The organism is Geobacillus lituanicus, assembly GCF_050994965.1.
Lineage (GTDB): Bacteria > Bacillota > Bacilli > Bacillales > Anoxybacillaceae > Geobacillus > Geobacillus stearothermophilus.
Genome location: NZ_CP194773.1, coordinates 1,295,840 through 1,311,690 on the forward strand (window position 1 = coordinate 1,295,840; position 15,851 = coordinate 1,311,690).

Here is a 15,851-nt window from a genome sequence, read left to right on the forward strand (position 1 = left end):
CAGCCGAGTGTATTCGTACAGTGATAATAAGTGAAATTTTTTCAGTTTCTTCGTCGATTTTAGTGAGCGATAGTGCTAAAATAAATAGTGAAAACGTTTATACCGTTATTTTGTTGTCCGTTCGGGCATAATGGCAGCTAAGCAGACAGTTGTCTATTGCGAGGAAACAAGCTGTCAACTCGAGGGAAACGAAAACTAGTTGGAGGTTTTTTCACGATGGCAAAACAGACAAACTACGCTCAACCGTGGAGCCAGTTTTACGGGCCGAACCTCGGTTATGTCATCGACATGTATGAACAGTATCTCGATGACCCGGACAGTGTCGACCCGGAACTGAAACGATTATTCGAACAGTGGGGGACGCCGGTTGTCGAAGAGCCGGTTTCACCGGCAGACGGCGGTGTGGCACAAACACACCAAACATTTCGGCTGCCGGAAACGCCGAACGCCTTCAGCAAGCTTGTCGCCGCTGTCAAGCTGGCGGACAGCATTCGCCATTATGGCCATCTGGCTGCCGACACGAATCCGCTCGTCAAAGAAGAGAAAAAGCTGCGCCGTCTCGAGCTTGACGAGTACGATTTGACGGAAGAGGACTTAAAGCGCATTCCAGTTGCGTTCCTTTGCCCGCATGCTCCGGCCCATGTTCAAAACGGCTGGGATGCCATCTTGCACTTGCGCAAAGTTTATACCGATAAAATCGCGTTTGAATTCTCGCAAGTACATAATCTAGAAGAAAGGAACTGGCTCATCCAGCAAATTGAGTCCGGAGCGTACTATCCGAGCCTGGCGAACAAAGAGCGGGTCGCCTTGTTGCGCCGCTTGACGGAAGTCGAAGGGTTTGAAAAATTCATCCATCGGACGTACGTCGGGCAAAAGCGGTTTTCGATTGAGGGGCTTGACGCCATGGTGCCGCTTTTGGATGAGCTTGTCAGGCAGGCGATCGAACATGAAATCGATGCCGTCAACATCGGCATGGCGCACCGCGGCCGGCTGAATGTGCTGGCTCACGTGCTCGGCAAGCCGTACGAAATGATTTTTGCCGAGTTTCAGCATGCAGAGAGCAAAAACTTTATTCCATCTGAAGGAGCGGTGGCCATCACCTACGGCTGGACGGGCGACGTGAAATACCATTTGGGGGCGGCGCGCCGTCTGCGCAATAAGAGCGCGCATACGATGCGGATCACGCTCGCCAACAACCCGAGCCACCTTGAAGTGGTCAACCCGGTTGTGCTTGGCTACACGCGCGCCGCGCAAGAGGATCGGACGAAACCGGGCGTGCCGGAACAAAAGACAGATGCTTCTTTTGCCATTTTAATTCATGGCGACGCCGCTTTCCCGGGGCAAGGCATTGTCGCCGAGACGTTCAACTTAAGCCAGCTGCGCGGTTATACGACCGGCGGGACGATCCATATCATCGCCAACAACATGATTGGCTTTACGACGGAAAGCTACGATTCACGCTCGACGACGTATGCTTCCGATATGGCGAAAGGGTTTGAGGTGCCGATTGTGCACGTCAATGCCGACGATCCGGAGGCTTGTTTGGCGGCCGCATGCTTGGCGTTTGCCTACCGCCAGCGGTTTAAAAAAGACTTTGTCATTGACCTAATCGGTTACCGCCGTTTCGGTCATAATGAAATGGATGAACCGATGGCGACGAATCCGACGATGTACGCGATCATCAACCAACATCCGACTGTGCGCAAGCTGTATGCGCAAAAATTGATGGAAAAAGGGATCATCACCGAGCGGGAAGTCGACGAAATGGAGCAAGAGGTGGCGGAACGGCTGAAAATCGCCTACGAGCGGGTGCCGAAAAACGAAGACGAGCTTGATTTCATCATGGATCCGCCCAAACCGGTCGTCGATCGGCTACCGGAAGTGAAAACAAGCGTGGCGAAAGACGTGCTCCATCGTGTGAACGAAGAATTGTTGCAGTTTCCGGACGGATTCAACGTCTTTAACAAGCTTGAGCGCATTTTAAAACGGCGAAGCGGCGTGTTTGCGCAAAACGGCAAAGTCGATTGGGCGCACGCGGAAATTTTGGCGTTCGCCACGATTTTGCAAGACGGGGTGCCGATCCGTCTGACTGGTCAAGATTCGCAGCGCGGCACGTTCGCACAGCGCCATTTAGTGCTGCATGACGTCAAAACCGGCAAAGAGTATGTGCCGCTTCACCATATCAGCGGCGCCAAAGCGTCATTTGTCGTGTACAACAGCCCGCTGACGGAAGCAGCCGTGCTCGGCTATGAATACGGATACAACGTGTACGCGCCGGAGACGCTCGTGCTGTGGGAAGCGCAATTTGGCGACTTCGCCAACATGGCGCAAGTAATGTTTGATCAATTCATTTCATCCGGCCGGGCGAAATGGGGGCAAAAATCTGGGCTTGTCATGCTCTTGCCGCACGGCTACGAAGGGCAGGGCCCGGAACATTCAAGCGGCCGCGTCGAGCGCTTTTTGCAGCTGGCGGCGGAAAACAACTGGACGGTCGCCAACTTATCGACGGCCGCGCAATATTTCCATATTTTGCGGCGGCAGGCGGCGCTGTTGACAAGGGAAGAAGTTCGCCCGCTCATCATTATGACGCCGAAAAGTTTGCTCCGCCATCCGCTGGCGGCATCGGATGCGGAAGCGTTCGTTGACGGTGCGTTCTCGCCGGTGCTGGAACAGCCGGGATTGGGCGCTGACGCTGGCAAAGTGGAACGCATCGTGTTTGGCACCGGCAAATTGATGATCGATTTAGCCGAACAGATCGGCAAAACCGAAGGGCTCGATTGGCTACACGTCGTGCGCATTGAAGAGCTGTACCCATTCCCGGAAGAAGCAGTGAGAGACATCATCGCCCGCTATCCGAACGTCAAAGAGCTCGTCTGGGTGCAGGAAGAACCGAAAAACATGGGCGCGTGGACGTATATGGAGCCGCACCTGCGTGCCGTTGCCCCAGACGGTGTCGATGTCAGCTATATCGGGCGGCGCCGGCGGGCGAGCCCGGCGGAAGGCGATCCGGTCGTCCACCGAAAAGAGCAGGAGCGCATCATCCGCTGTGCATTGACGAAGCATGAATGATGACTACGGAACATTTGAGGAGGGCATCAACGTGGCTGAGATCAAAGTCCCAGAGTTAGCAGAATCCATCACGGAGGGAACGATCGCCCAATGGCTGAAAAAACCGGGCGACTACGTGGAAAAAGGAGAATCGATTTGCGAGCTGGAAACGGATAAAGTGAACGTGGAAATTATGGCGGAAGAGTCGGGCGTTTTGCAACAGCTGCTTGCCAATGAAGGCGATACGGTTGCGGTCGGTCAAGCGATCGCCATTATCGGAGAAGGAGCGGCGTCGGCACCGCCTGCACCAGAGAAGGCGCCGCAGCTGGCCGAGGAGCCAAAACCGGCTGTGCCGGTCGACCGTGCTGAGCAGCCAGCGCCGCAGCCGGTTGCGGTTGCCCAAGCGCCAGGCCAACGACCGATTGCTTCGCCGGCTGCTCGGAAAATGGCGCGTGAAAAAGGGATCGACTTGACGCAAGTGCCGACCGTTGATCCGCTTGGACGCGTGCGCAAACAAGACGTCGCCTCGTTTGCCGCCCAGCCGGCCGCCGCTCCGCAGCCGGCGCCGCAAGCCGCGCCGACGTCGACGCCGGCCGCCGTTCCAACCGCTGAGGCCGGCAAGCCGGTCATCCGCGAAAAAATGTCGCGCCGTCGGCAAACGATCGCCAAACGGCTGCTGGAAGTGACGCAAACGACCGCGATGTTGACGACATTTAACGAAATTGACATGTCGGCGGTCATCGATTTGCGCAAGCGGAAAAAAGATAAATTTTTCGAAGATCATGACGTCCGCCTTGGCTTTATGTCGTTTTTCGTCAAAGCGGCTGTCGCGGCGCTGAAAAAATATCCGTACGTCAACGCGGAGATCCAAGGCGATGAGATTTTGCTGAAAAAATATTACGATATCGGCGTTGCCGTATCGACGGATGAAGGGCTTGTCGTTCCGGTTGTGCGCGACTGCGACCGGAAAAACTTCGCCGAAATTGAGCGCGACATTGCCGAATTGGCGGCGAAAGCACGCAGCAATAAGTTGTCGCTTGCCGATTTGCAAGGCGGCACGTTTACGATCACAAACGGCGGCGTCTTCGGCTCGCTTCTGTCGACTCCGCTTCTCAACGGCCCGCAAGTCGGCATTTTAGGGATGCATTCGATCAAACTGCGCCCGGTCGCCATCGACGAAGAGCGGATCGAAAACCGGCCGATGATGTACGTTGCTTTGTCGTACGACCATCGCATTATCGATGGCAAAGAGGCCGTCGGGTTCTTGAAAACGGTGAAAGACTTGATCGAAAATCCGGAAGACTTATTGTTGGAAAGCTAACCAAGGCAGGAACGGGGGGTGTCCCAAAAGGATCGGGACACCCTCTTTCGTTTCTATATATACACCGACCGCTTCTTCCGCACTATATTTTGTGTCTATACTGAAGACAGACAGCCTTTTGGGTCAGCCCCTTTTTTGGAAAAGAACAAAAAGAAAAGTGCAGTCACCTGTTTTTGAAGGAAAGCGCGATTCGGAACCGAAAAGGCATGATTGCGCGATGCGGTGGTACACTACAAGCAAAAAGGAGGGAACCATTGATGCCGGAACGCGGACGAAACGACCATCCACATTCCTTTCACCGTGACGGCGCCCGCGAAAGCATCATCAACGATGCAACTGCCGACGGCGCCAAGGCAATCGGTGTACGGATTGACGCCGATCCGATGCGGGCGGCCAACCCCGACCCGTTTCACGTCGACTCCCTTGCTGTCGAGGAAGGAATGAAGCGGTTTCGCTCTCTCATGGAAGGAAAAAAGTGATTCGCCCAGCGGCTCGCTTTTTTCGTGAACGAAAAAAGAAGGAAAACGGCGAACAAACGCGAATATTGTTTACTTGATATGACTATTTTTCGGGGGGGATGGCAATGGAGTACGGATTAGCCGGAAAAACGGCGCTGGTCGCCGCCTCAAGCCAAGGGCTCGGCAAAGCGGTCGCCCGGGCGCTTGTGCTCGAAGGAGCAAACGTGATGATCACGAGCCGGAACGAAGAAAAGCTGCAGGAAGCAGCCGAGGAGTTGAATGGGCTGCATAAGGGACGCGTCGCCTACACGCGTGCAGATGTGACGAAGGCGGAAGACATCCGCCAGCTGGTCGCCAAAACGGTCGAAACGTTTGGGACGATCGATTTGCTCGTCAACAACGCCGGCGGCCCTCCGGCGGGAACGTTTGAAACGGTGAGCGACGAAGACTGGCAATATGCGTTTGAGCTCAATTTATTGAGCTACATTCGGCTGATTCGTGAAGCGCTGCCATATTTAAAGAAAAACGGCGGCAAAATTGTCAACATCGCTTCGTCATCGATCAAAGAACCGATTCCGGGCTTGATTTTGTCGAACACGTTTCGCACCGGGATTGTCGGGCTGACGAAAACGTTGGCGACGGAATTCGCGCGGGACAACATTTTGATCAACACCGTCGCTCCCGGGCGGATTGCGACAGAACGCGTCGCCTTTTTAGATAAGGTGAACGCCGAAAAGCTTGGCATTACAAAAGAGGAAATGGAAGCGCGCATGAAAAGCGCCATTCCGCTCGGCCGCTACGGGACGCCGGAAGAATTTGCGAACGTCGTCGTCTTTCTATTGTCCGAAGCGAACTCGTACGTCACCGGACAAGCGTTGATCGTCGACGGCGGCATGGTCAAAGCGATTTAACGATTTTCGAAAGAAGCCTCCGCTGCTAAGCGAAGCGCAGGTGGTGGGCAGATCGCTGGGCGCTTGCGGCCAAACGGACAAGAAGGGAGAGGACAGCGTTGAAAACGATCGGGTTTATCGGCCTTGGCGTCATGGGAAAAAGCATGGCGCGCCATTTGCTGAAGGCGGGCTATCCGCTTCTCGTCTATACACGCACAAAAGAAAAGGCGGAAGACTTGCTTCAGGAAGGGGCGGTTTGGAAGGAAACGGTCGCTGATTTGGCGCGGGAGGCGGATGTCGTCATCACGATGGTCGGCTATCCTCACGATGTCGAGCAAGTGTATTTCGGCGAAGGCGGCATTTTGGAGAATGCGCGGCCGGGAACGTATGTCATCGATATGACGACGTCAACGCCGACGCTTGCAAAGTCCATTTATGAAGCAGCCAAGCAAAAAGGGATTCACGCGTTGGACGCCCCGGTGTCCGGCGGTGACATCGGTGCGCGCGAAGGAACGTTGACGATTATGGTCGGCGGTGATGAGGACGTCTTTTTGGCGTGCAAGCCGATTCTCGAGCGGCTTGGCACGAACATCGTGCGGCAAGGAGGAGCTGGAGCCGGCCAGCATACGAAAATGTGCAACCAAATTGCCATCGCCACCAATATGATCGGCGTTTGCGAGGCCATGGCGTATGCGAAGCGGGCTGGTCTTGATCCATTCAAAGTGTTGGAAAGCATCGCCAAAGGGGCGGCGGGCAGCTGGTCGCTGAGCAACTTGGCGCCGCGCATGTTGTCAGGCGATTTTGCTCCGGGGTTTTACATCAAGCATTTCATTAAAGATATGAAAATTGCGCTTGAAGAAGCAGAGCGCATGAACTTGCCGCTGCCAGGGCTGGCGCTCGCCAAACAAATGTATGAGGAGCTGGCGCAAGCCGGTGAGGAAAACAGCGGCACGCAAGCATTGTACAAACGCTATATCAGACAGTGACATGGGGGGGCGGATTCGTCCTCTCTTTTTTTGAATGTGAGATATATTTATCAAAAAATATTGAATATTTCTTTTGGTCGAGGTATAGTAGAAATAAAGGGCACATACTAACCGGTTAGTATACAGGGAGGGTATGACATGGACTTTTCCTATTCGCCGAAAGTCCAAGAGTTGATCAAAAAATTAAGCGCTTTCATGGAAGAGTACATTTATCCGAACGAAAGGGTGTATGAGGAGCAGCTGAACGCCCAAGAGTCAAGATGGTCAGGGGTGCCGCCCATCATCGAAGAGCTGAAGGAAAAAGCGAAAAAAGAAGGGCTCTGGAACTTGTTTTTGCCGGACAGCGAATACGGAGCCGGCTTAACGAACGTCGAATACGCGCCGCTTTGCGAAATTATGGGCCGTTCGCTCATCGCTCCGGAAGTGTTCAACTGCAATGCGCCGGATACCGGCAACATGGAAGTACTCGTCCGCTATGGAACAGAAGAACAAAAGCGGAAATGGCTCATCCCGCTCTTGAACGGAGAAATCCGCTCCTGCTTTTCGATGACCGAACCGGACGTCGCGTCAAGCGATGCGACGAACATTCGCGCTTCCATCGTCCGCGACGGGGACGAATACGTCATCAACGGGCGGAAATGGTGGTCGTCCGGCGCCGGCGACCCGCGCTGCAAAGTCGCCATTGTGATGGGGAAAACGAATCCGGATGCCCCGAAGCATGAGCAGCAGTCGATGATCATCGTTCCGCTTGATACGCCGGGGGTGAAAATCGAACGGATGCTGCCGGTGTTCGGCTTTGACCATGCGCCGCACGGGCATGCGGAGATTACGTATGACAACGTGCGGGTGCCGAAAGAGAACATCATTTGGGGAGAAGGGAAAGGATTTGCCATCGCCCAAGGGCGGCTCGGTCCGGGGCGGATCCATCATTGCATGCGCTTGATTGGAGCGGCGGAGCGGGCGCTTGAGCTTATGTGCCGGCGCGTGCAGTCGCGGGTCGCGTTCGGCAAGCGGCTTGCGGACCATGGCGTCATTCGCGATTGGATCGCTCAGTCGCGCATTGAGATCGAGCAAGCGCGCCTGTTGACAATGAAGGCAGCGTACATGATGGATACGGTCGGCAACAAAGCGGCGCGCAAAGAAATTGCCATGATTAAAGTTGTCGCTCCGAATGTCGCCTTAAAAGTGATCGACCGCGCCATTCAGGCGTTCGGAGCCGCCGGGGTGAGCAACGATTTTCCGCTTGCTGCCATGTGGGCGAACTCGCGCACGCTTCGGTTGGCCGACGGGCCGGATGAGGTGCATAAAGAGCAAGTAGCCAAGCTTGAGTTGCGTCCATATGAACAATAAAGGGAGAGGAAGTGGCGTTTATGCATGTGTTGGACTTGTTTAAAATCGAAGGAAAAACCGCCATCGTCACCGGCGGCGGGCGCGGGCTCGGCGAGCAAATCGCCGTCGGCCTCGCCGAAGCGGGGGCGAACGTTGTCGTCTGCTCGCGCAAAGTGGAGGCGTGCGAGCAAGTGAAAGAAAAGTTGGAACAGCTGGGCGTCCGTTCATTGGCGCTAAAGTGTGATGTGACGAACCCGGATGATGTCCAACATGTCGTCGAAACGACGGTGAAGGAGTTTGGCGGCATCGATATTTTGGTGAACAACAGCGGAGCGACGTGGGGAGCGCCGGTCGAAGAGATGCCGCTTGAAGCATGGCAAAAGGTGATGAACGTCAATGTAACCGGCACGTTTCTCATGAGCCAGGCGGCCGGCAAGGTGATGATTGAGAAGCAAACGGGCGGCGCCATCATCAACATCGCTTCCGTCGCCGGCCTCGGCGGCACGCACCCGGACATTTTAAATACGATCGGCTACAACACGAGCAAAGGGGCGGTCATTACGTTTACGAGGGACCTAGCAGCAAAATGGGGGAAGCACGGCATTCGCGTCAATGCGGTGGCGCCGGGCTTTTTCCCGACGAAAATGTCAAGAGTTGTCCTCGAGCAAGTGGGGCAAAAAGTGCTCGAGCATACGCCGCTTGGCCGCTTTGGCGGCGAGGATGACTTAAAAGGCGCCGTTCTGTTTCTCGCCTCGCCGGCGTCTGCGTTTGTCACCGGTGCGCTGTTAGTCGTTGACGGCGGCAGCCATGCGACCGGCATTTAACGAGAAAAGGGGGAGACGAAATGAGCGAAAAACGGGCTTTGCCTTTTTATCCGGAGCATGTGTCGTTTTACATCGATATTCCAGACAAAACGGTATGCGATGTGCTCCAAGAACGGGCGGGGGAATTCGGCTCCCAGCCGGCGTTGACATTTTACGATAAGACGATCACCTATGCCGAGCTCGCGGCCGCGGTCAACCGCTTTGCCTCAAGCCTGCAGGCGCGCGGCGTACAAAAAGGGGACCGCGTCGCGATTATGCTGCCGAACTGCCCGCAATATGTCATCGCCTATTACGGCATTTTGCAGGCGGGCGCTATCGTCACCCAAGTGAACCCGATGCTTGTTGAGCGCGAACTTGCCTATTTGCTCAAAGATTCCGGCGCCAAGATGATCGTCATTTATGAACCGCTTTATCCGCGCCTCGCCGCCGTCAGAGGGGAAACAGCCGTCGAGCAGGCGGTCACCGTCAGCCTTGGCGCGCCGCCGTCCGTTGCGCTCGCGGAAGGAGATGTCACGTTTGACAAATTTCTTGCCGCAGGAAGCGGAGTGGTGCGCCCGGTGCCGATCGAGCCGATGCACGACGTCGCTGTATTGCAATATACGGGTGGGACGACGGGGCGCTCCAAAGGGGCGATGCTCACCCACCGCAACATTTTCGCCAACGTCCTGCAATGCGCCGAGTTTTTCAAAGGAACGTTTGAGCTCGGCAAAGAGCGGTATTTAACCGTCATCCCGTTGTTCCATGTGTTCGCGATGACGTCGGGAATGAACTTGGCCATTTACCAGGGGGCGGAAAACATTTTGCTGCCGCGCTTTGAGCTGAAAGAAGTGCTCGAGACGATCCGCGACAAACAGCCGACCGTGTTTCCGGGAGTGCCGACGATGTACGTCGCGATTACCAATACGCCGGGCGTCGAACAGTACGGCATCAGCAGCATCAAAACGTGCAACAGCGGCAGCGCGCCGATGCCGCTTGAATTGATGCGCGATTTTGAATCGAAAACTGGGGCGGTCGTCCTTGAAGGGTACGGCTTGTCCGAAGCGTCGCCGGTGACGCATTGCAATCCGCCATTTGCGGCGCGCAAGCCAGGTACGGTCGGCATCGGCATGCCGTTGACGGAGTACAAAGTCGTCGACGTGGCGACCGGCACGCAGGAATTGCCGCCAGGAGAAGTCGGCGAGCTCATCATCCGTGGACCGCAAGTGATGAAAGGCTATTGGAACATGCCCGAGGAAACGGCGGCGGTGCTGCGCGATGGCTGGCTGTACACTGGCGATTTGGCTTCGATTGACGAGGAAGGGTATGTGACGATTGTCGACCGGAAAAAAGATTTGATCATCGCCGGCGGTTATAACATTTATCCGCGTGAAATTGAAGAGGTGTTGTACGAACATCCAGCGGTGAGAGAGGCGGCGGCGATCGGTGTGCCGGATCCATACCGGGGTGAAACGGTGAAGGCGATCATTGTGTTAAAAGACGGACAACAGGCGAGTGAAGAAGACATTCTCGCCCACTGCCGGAAAAACTTAGCGGCGTACAAAGTGCCGCGCATCATCGAGTTCCGCACTGAACTGCCGAAAACGAACGTCGGCAAAATTTTGCGCCGCGCGCTGCGTGAAGAGGCGTCGCGCCCGCAGTGACAGAGGAGGCTTGCGGCCAAGTCCCGAGCAGGCTTGGCCGTTTTATGATAAAATAGCTGGCAGTGATGACATTGAACATAAGAGGTGCAGATCGTGAAAGAAAAGATTATGACTGCCAGCGTCGAACTGTTTGAACGAAACGGATTCAGTGAAACATCGATCCAAGATATTGTGGACGCCCTCGGGGTGACAAAGGGGACGTTTTACTACTATTTTACAAGCAAAGAAGAACTGTTGATGGATATTCACCTTCGCTATATTGAATGGCTGCTGGACGAAGAGGAACGGATTATAAGCGATACACAGCGCTCGGTGCGGGAACGACTGTATGACATCGTCTTCATGCTTATCCATAATGTTGAACGGCAGGGACGGGAAGCGCGTATTTTTTTTCGTGAAATGAAGCATTTGAATGAAGAACATTTACAAAAGGTAAAAGAAAAGCGCGATTTGTTCCGCTATCGGCTGCAGTCGTTGATTGAGGAAGGAATGAAAAGCGGTGAACTGCGCTGCGATTTGTCGCCATCGATCGCCACGCTTACCGTTCTTGGGGCAGCCAACTGGAGCTATCAATGGTTTCGCCCGGATGGCGAGCTGACGGATGCCGAGGTGGCGAAGCAAATGGTGACTATTTTGCTTGATGGAATGAGCGGGCCGCGCGTCTCGAAAGCCGAGTGAAAAGAGAGACAAACAAGTTTGATCCGAGGTGTGTCGATGGATGCTGTTCGTGCGGCGGCAATGGCGCGCTTGAATTGTTGACCAAGGGGGAGAGGGAGATGACTGCCATCATTCCAGTGCGCAAGGGGGAAGAACTGCCGGCAGGGAAGCTGGCCAAGTTTTTGCGCACGGTGCTGCCGGACATGCCGGACGGGGAGCTTGAGATTCAGCAGTTTTCTGCCGGCCGGTCGAATTTGACCTATTTGCTTCGCTGTGGGGAGTGGGAGGCGGTGCTGCGCCGCCCGCCGTTCGGCCCGGTGCCGCCGAAAGCGCACGACATGAAGCGGGAGAGCACGTGGCTTGCGGAAATTCATCCGCTCTTCCCGCTAGCGCCGAAGCCGTTTTATTTTTGTGAAGATGAGTCTGTGATTGGCAGCCCGTTTTTCGTCATGGAACGGCGCCATGGTGTTGTGATTGACAGTGATTTTCCAGATGACATTCATCCGACGGAAGACGTCTGCCGCGGCATTTCCGAGACGATGGTCGAAACGCTTGTACAAATTCATCAAATTGACTATACGAAAACACGGCTCGTGCAGATGGTGAAACCGCAAGGATTTATGGAGCGGCAAGTGCACGGCTGGATCCAACGTTACGAACGGGCGAAAACGGATGATATCCCGGAGGCCGAAGCGCTTATGAAATGGCTGGCGTCCCATATTCCGCCGCAGCGAGAGGCGACGGTCATCCATTACGACTTTAAGCTGAACAACGCTTTGTTTGCCAAAGACGATGTGACGAAAATGGTCGGCTTGTTCGATTGGGAAATGTCGACCGTTGGCGATCCGCTGGCCGATTTGGCGGTGGCGATGAGCTATTGGATTGAGGAGGATGATCCGCCGCTTGTCAAACACGGGTTTGGCCGTGCGCCGGTCACCGTTCGGCCTGGTTTTTACACGCGCGAACAGTTTATTGAGGCATATGCCAAAAAAAGTGGACGTGATGTGTCCGATATACACGTTTATTTAACGTTTGCTTACTTTAAATTAGCGGTCATTTGCCAGCAAATTTATTACCGCTATCGCCGCGGCCAGACGAACGACGAGCGGTTTCGCTATTTCAACCAGTTTGTCGAGGCGCTCATTCAGCATGCATGGCAGCTGGCGGGGCGGGGAGGCGCATGATGACGAAAGTGCATGTCGTGCTGCGCAAAGAAGACATTGATGAGATGGCGCTTGCTGATCGAAAGGTGGCTGTCGTGTTCGATGTTTTGCTTGCCACCTCGTCGATTACAGCAGTTCTCGCTGCCGGCGCTCGTTCGGTGATCCCGGTGCGCGATGCCGAGGAGGCCAAGGAGATCGCGCTTCGCTTGCCAGAGGGCAGCTATGAGCTCGTCGGCGAATACGAAGGGCGGACGATCGCCGGCTTTCATCCGCCCGCGCCGCTGTTTTTGCAGACGGTATGCCCGGAGAAAACGGTCGTTTTGTCGACGACAAACGGCACCGTGGCGCTCCGCAAGGCAATGCCGGCCCGCGCGGTCTATGCGGCGAGCTTGCTGAACAGCCCGGCGGTCAGCGAACATATTGGCCGTTCGCACAAAGAAGAGACCGTTATCGCCATTTGCGCCGGTTCATCCGGGCGTTTTTGCCTGGAGGACTTTTATGGCGCCGGATATTTTGTCCATTGTCTAGTCGAGCAGGGGGTCGCCGCGGCGGAGCTGTCCGACAGCGCGATGGCTGCTTGGCTGTTTTACCGGCAATACGCAAGCGAGGAGAAGGCAAAAGAAGTGTTGTCCGCCTCGCGGGTCGGACGTTGGATGGCGGCTTATGGCCTCGAAAAGGAGATCGACTACATCAACCGGCACGGAGCGCTTTCCGTCATTCCGAAACTCGAGCCCGGGCCGTTGGCGGCGGAAGTGCGCGATATCGTGCAAATGAAGATGACGAAAGAGGGGAATGAGCGGTGAAAATCGTGCAATTTGCTGAGTACGGCGGTCCGGAAGTGCTGCAAGTAAAAGAGGCTGAGCGCCCGTTGCCATCGGGACGGCAAGTGGTGATTGAAGCTGAGGCGATCGGTGTGAACTACGCCGATACAGCGAGGCGGGAAGGGCGCTACGTTGTGCCGACGCCGCTTCCGTTCGTGCCCGGCACCGAGGTGGCCGGCATCGTCCGCGAAGTCGGTCCGGATGTGGAAGCCATCCGCCCGGGCCAGCGGGTTGTCGCGTTGATTGAATCAGGCGGCTACGCTGAGTTTGTCGCTGTCGATGAACGGGCGGTCGTGCCGCTTCCGGATGGAATGGATGCCCGCCAGGCGGCGGCCTTGCCGGTGCAAGGGCTAAGCGCCTACCATATTCTCAAAACGATGGGCCGCTTGGAAGAAGGGGAGACGGTGCTCGTTCATGCCGCAGCCGGCGGCGTTGGGACGATTGCCGTCCAATTGGCGAAACGGTTCGGGGCGAAAACGGTGATCGCCACCGCCAGCACGGAGGAAAAGCGAGCGTTGGCCGCGCGGCTCGGCGCCGACGTCACGATCGATTATACAAAGGACGGCTGGGCGGCGGAAGTGATGGAGGCAACAGATGGACGCGGCGTCGATGTCGCCTTGGAAATGGCGGGCGGCGATGTGTTCCATCAAACGCTCGACTGCCTTGCCCCGTTCGGCCGCTTGGTTGTATACGGGGCGGCGAGCGGGGAGATGACGCGCCTCAATCCGGTCCGTTTGATGGCGAAAAACTGGTCGGTCGTTGGCTTTTTCTTGCCGCAAGTCATGCGAAAACGGGCGCTATATGAACGAAGCTTGCGCGATCTGCTCGCTTGGGTGCGGGATGGAAGCCTTGAGTTGACCATCGGGGGCGTCTATCCGCTCGAGCGCGCGGCCGAGGTGCACCGCCTGCTGCAAGGGCGAAAAACGAGCGGCAAACTGCTGTTGGTGCCGTGAGCAACAAGGGGCTGACCCGAAAACACACTCTTGTTTTCGGTCAGCCCCCATAGCCATCAAGTGAAGCCTTGGAGCGAGTAGCTCCAAGGCTTCACTTTTCATCTTTGGAGGCTGTGACCGTGAGAATATATAAAGATAGGCATGCCAAATACACCTTCCCTATAGAAGGTTTTTTTCATGGTATATGAGGCGGGAATTTCTTATGACACCGGCATGATGACCAAACTCTCGATAATGTCTAAAGCGCTCTTTTTTGTATAACGCCTTGATTTTTTTCCGTGTTGAGCGATGATGTCACACAGTTTTAAAAGGAGTTGGACAACTAACTCCTCAGAACACCATAAGGCTTGAAAGAAATCCATACCGAACTCCTTGATCATACTCATCGCCTTATATTCGCTCAATTCCTTTTTCTGTTTTCGATAGAGCCATTCCCGCATTTTAAACATGACAGTGGAGCTGATCAATAAGGCAATCAACGTTCCATACAGGTGGCACTGAAAGCGAGCCCCTTTCATCGGTTTGAATCGATGAATGTGAAACAGGGATTTCCATGTCTTAAATACCACTTCAATTTGCCAGCGAAGAGAATACAGCGTATGAATTTCGTGCAAAGAGGTATAAATCGCTGGAATATTGGTGATATATACATATATTGAGTGGGGGCGTCGCGTCACGTACGCGGCCCCTTTTCGTTTCGCCTTCTGTTTCCATTGTCCTTCCTTCTGTCGCTCCTGTTCTTCGGTCAGCCGATACACAATGAGCCGCGGTTGATAAACTTTCTTTCCACTGACATACGCATGTTCCAGTTCCATGGTTTCTCCGGGTTGTAACACCGCAAGGAAATCCTCTGGTTCCCATTTTCGAAATCGGTCTCCTTCTTTTTGGTAAATCCCTACATTGTGTTTGAGCCGGGAAATATAAAAGGCTCCGGCGTCATGAATGGCTTGCAATCCCTCAAGCGAAAAATAGCCTAAGTCTTTCAAACAAAGGTCTCCCTCTTGGATGGTCGATAGAAGGGACGCTCCGTAGGCGGCGTCGTGATGACGGGCATCTTCGACATCCGCATGGAGAAACTTCCCTTCTAGCCATTCATATTCTAGCTGAATTTTCACCCCAGGCCCCGTACATCCCTCGTAAATCCCCCGGATTTCAGGAGGCAGTTGAAACGACGTGGAATCGAGAATGCGAATCCGGCGAAACAGTGAATGTCTTTGACATAAGTGACGGGCTTCCTGAGTCTGATGAATGAGCAGTTTTTCAAACACCGCTTTGAGGAAACTCACCGCTTTTTCATTAAACCGTTGATTGAGCCCTTCCGCACTCAGAAAGGTGTTTTGCTTGAGAGCTAGAGCACTGCAAAGCTGCACCAATGATTTTTGACCGCCTCCTTCCTGGAGAAATGTGCAAAGTGCCACAAAATCATGGGCGCGTAATTTCCCCTTTCGTTGAATAAATTGATGATCTCGGGCCATATGTTCAAGTTCTTCGCACGATAACACGCTTCTTAATCCGTCTAAAAAACAATGCCATTCTTCTCGGAGAGATAAGGACGTCTTCAAAAAAACCACCCTTTCTAAGACATTATGAGGTCTTCAAAAGGATGGTCAAATCAGGCATATATTTATTCCTGTTTTCTTAACTTGATGGCTATGCGGTCAGCCCCTTTTTCAATCTTGTATTTTACGGAAGGACAGACGGCTTTTGAGTTAACCCGGCGCAAAAAAGCGAAAGCCTGTCTTGCTCCGGTCTTAAGGGGCG

General features: G+C 54.6%; 12 protein-coding genes and 1 pseudogene. 12 read left to right on the top strand and 1 reads right to left on the bottom strand.

Features of this window, described 5'->3' with window-relative positions:
* Positions 1–216 precede the first annotated feature (216 nt).
* The 12 genes and pseudogenes from ACR1UW_RS06545 (at position 217) to ACR1UW_RS06600 (ending at position 14,090) form a co-directional block, all read left to right on the top strand.
* Positions 217–3,069, top strand: a complete 2,853-nt coding sequence (locus ACR1UW_RS06545) for a 2-oxoglutarate dehydrogenase E1 component (RefSeq protein WP_498934998.1) — start codon at positions 217–219, stop codon at positions 3,067–3,069.
* Between the two features lie 31 nt (positions 3,070–3,100).
* Positions 3,101–4,369, top strand: coding sequence for a 2-oxoglutarate dehydrogenase complex dihydrolipoyllysine-residue succinyltransferase (odhB, locus tag ACR1UW_RS06550; protein ID WP_498935000.1), 1,269 nt, complete (start codon positions 3,101–3,103; stop codon positions 4,367–4,369).
* Between the two features lie 257 nt (positions 4,370–4,626).
* Positions 4,627–4,848 (top strand): hypothetical protein, encoded by a 222-nt coding sequence (locus ACR1UW_RS06555; protein WP_015374317.1) that lies wholly within the window; start codon positions 4,627–4,629, stop codon positions 4,846–4,848.
* A gap of 104 nt (positions 4,849–4,952) precedes the next feature.
* Positions 4,953–5,738, top strand: a complete 786-nt coding sequence (locus ACR1UW_RS06560) for an SDR family oxidoreductase (protein ID WP_015374318.1) — start codon at positions 4,953–4,955, stop codon at positions 5,736–5,738.
* Between the two features lie 59 nt (positions 5,739–5,797).
* Positions 5,798–6,703 (top strand): annotated as a pseudogene (locus tag ACR1UW_RS06565) (NAD(P)-dependent oxidoreductase); the annotation flags it as partial.
* 138 nt (positions 6,704–6,841) lie between these two features.
* Positions 6,842–8,053, top strand: a complete 1,212-nt coding sequence (locus ACR1UW_RS06570) for an acyl-CoA dehydrogenase (RefSeq protein WP_015374320.1) — start codon at positions 6,842–6,844, stop codon at positions 8,051–8,053.
* Positions 8,054–8,073: 20 nt separating this feature from the next.
* Positions 8,074–8,856 carry an SDR family oxidoreductase gene (locus tag ACR1UW_RS06575; protein WP_094239832.1) on the top strand — a complete coding sequence of 261 codons (783 nt, stop codon included), beginning with the start codon at positions 8,074–8,076 and terminating at the stop codon, positions 8,854–8,856.
* Positions 8,857–8,876: 20 nt separating this feature from the next.
* Positions 8,877–10,496, top strand: coding sequence for a long-chain-fatty-acid--CoA ligase (locus ACR1UW_RS06580; RefSeq protein ID WP_498935003.1), 1,620 nt, complete (start codon positions 8,877–8,879; stop codon positions 10,494–10,496).
* Between the two features lie 93 nt (positions 10,497–10,589).
* Positions 10,590–11,174: a TetR/AcrR family transcriptional regulator gene (locus tag ACR1UW_RS06585; RefSeq protein ID WP_498935005.1), complete on the top strand. Its 585-nt coding sequence runs from the start codon at positions 10,590–10,592 to the stop codon at positions 11,172–11,174.
* 98 nt (positions 11,175–11,272) lie between these two features.
* Positions 11,273–12,337 (top strand): phosphotransferase family protein, encoded by a 1,065-nt coding sequence (locus tag ACR1UW_RS06590; protein WP_498935007.1) that lies wholly within the window; start codon positions 11,273–11,275, stop codon positions 12,335–12,337.
* Positions 12,337–13,119, top strand: coding sequence for a 2-phosphosulfolactate phosphatase (locus tag ACR1UW_RS06595; RefSeq protein WP_498935009.1), 783 nt, complete (start codon positions 12,337–12,339; stop codon positions 13,117–13,119). The genes ACR1UW_RS06590 and ACR1UW_RS06595 overlap by 1 nt, the downstream gene beginning before the upstream one ends.
* On the top strand, positions 13,116–14,090 hold the full coding sequence (locus tag ACR1UW_RS06600) for a quinone oxidoreductase family protein (protein ID WP_498935011.1): 975 nt from the start codon (positions 13,116–13,118) through the stop codon (positions 14,088–14,090). The genes ACR1UW_RS06595 and ACR1UW_RS06600 overlap by 4 nt, the downstream gene beginning before the upstream one ends.
* Positions 14,091–14,290: 200 nt before the next feature.
* Here ACR1UW_RS06600 and ACR1UW_RS06605 read toward each other — a convergent pair whose 3' ends face one another.
* A complete protein-coding gene (locus ACR1UW_RS06605) occupies positions 14,291–15,652 on the bottom strand; it encodes an IS4 family transposase (protein WP_498935013.1) in 1,362 nt (453 codons plus the stop codon).
* Positions 15,653–15,851: the final 199 nt, after the last annotated feature.

Excerpts from the sequence above, each read along its gene's own strand:
- ACR1UW_RS06545 (WP_498934998.1), top strand. The coding sequence starts at position 217 with ATGGCAAAACAGACAAACTACGCTCAACCGTGGAGCCAGTTTTACGGG.
- ACR1UW_RS06570 (WP_015374320.1), top strand. The coding sequence starts at position 6,842 with ATGGACTTTTCCTATTCGCCGAAAGTCCAAGAGTTGATCAAAAAATTA.
- ACR1UW_RS06555 (WP_015374317.1), top strand. The coding sequence starts at position 4,627 with ATGCCGGAACGCGGACGAAACGACCATCCACATTCCTTTCACCGTGAC.
- ACR1UW_RS06575 (WP_094239832.1), top strand. The coding sequence starts at position 8,074 with ATGCATGTGTTGGACTTGTTTAAAATCGAAGGAAAAACCGCCATCGTC.
- ACR1UW_RS06580 (WP_498935003.1), top strand. The coding sequence starts at position 8,877 with ATGAGCGAAAAACGGGCTTTGCCTTTTTATCCGGAGCATGTGTCGTTT.
- ACR1UW_RS06560 (WP_015374318.1), top strand. The coding sequence starts at position 4,953 with ATGGAGTACGGATTAGCCGGAAAAACGGCGCTGGTCGCCGCCTCAAGC.
- ACR1UW_RS06595 (WP_498935009.1), top strand. The coding sequence starts at position 12,337 with ATGACGAAAGTGCATGTCGTGCTGCGCAAAGAAGACATTGATGAGATG.
- ACR1UW_RS06590 (WP_498935007.1), top strand. The coding sequence starts at position 11,273 with ATGACTGCCATCATTCCAGTGCGCAAGGGGGAAGAACTGCCGGCAGGG.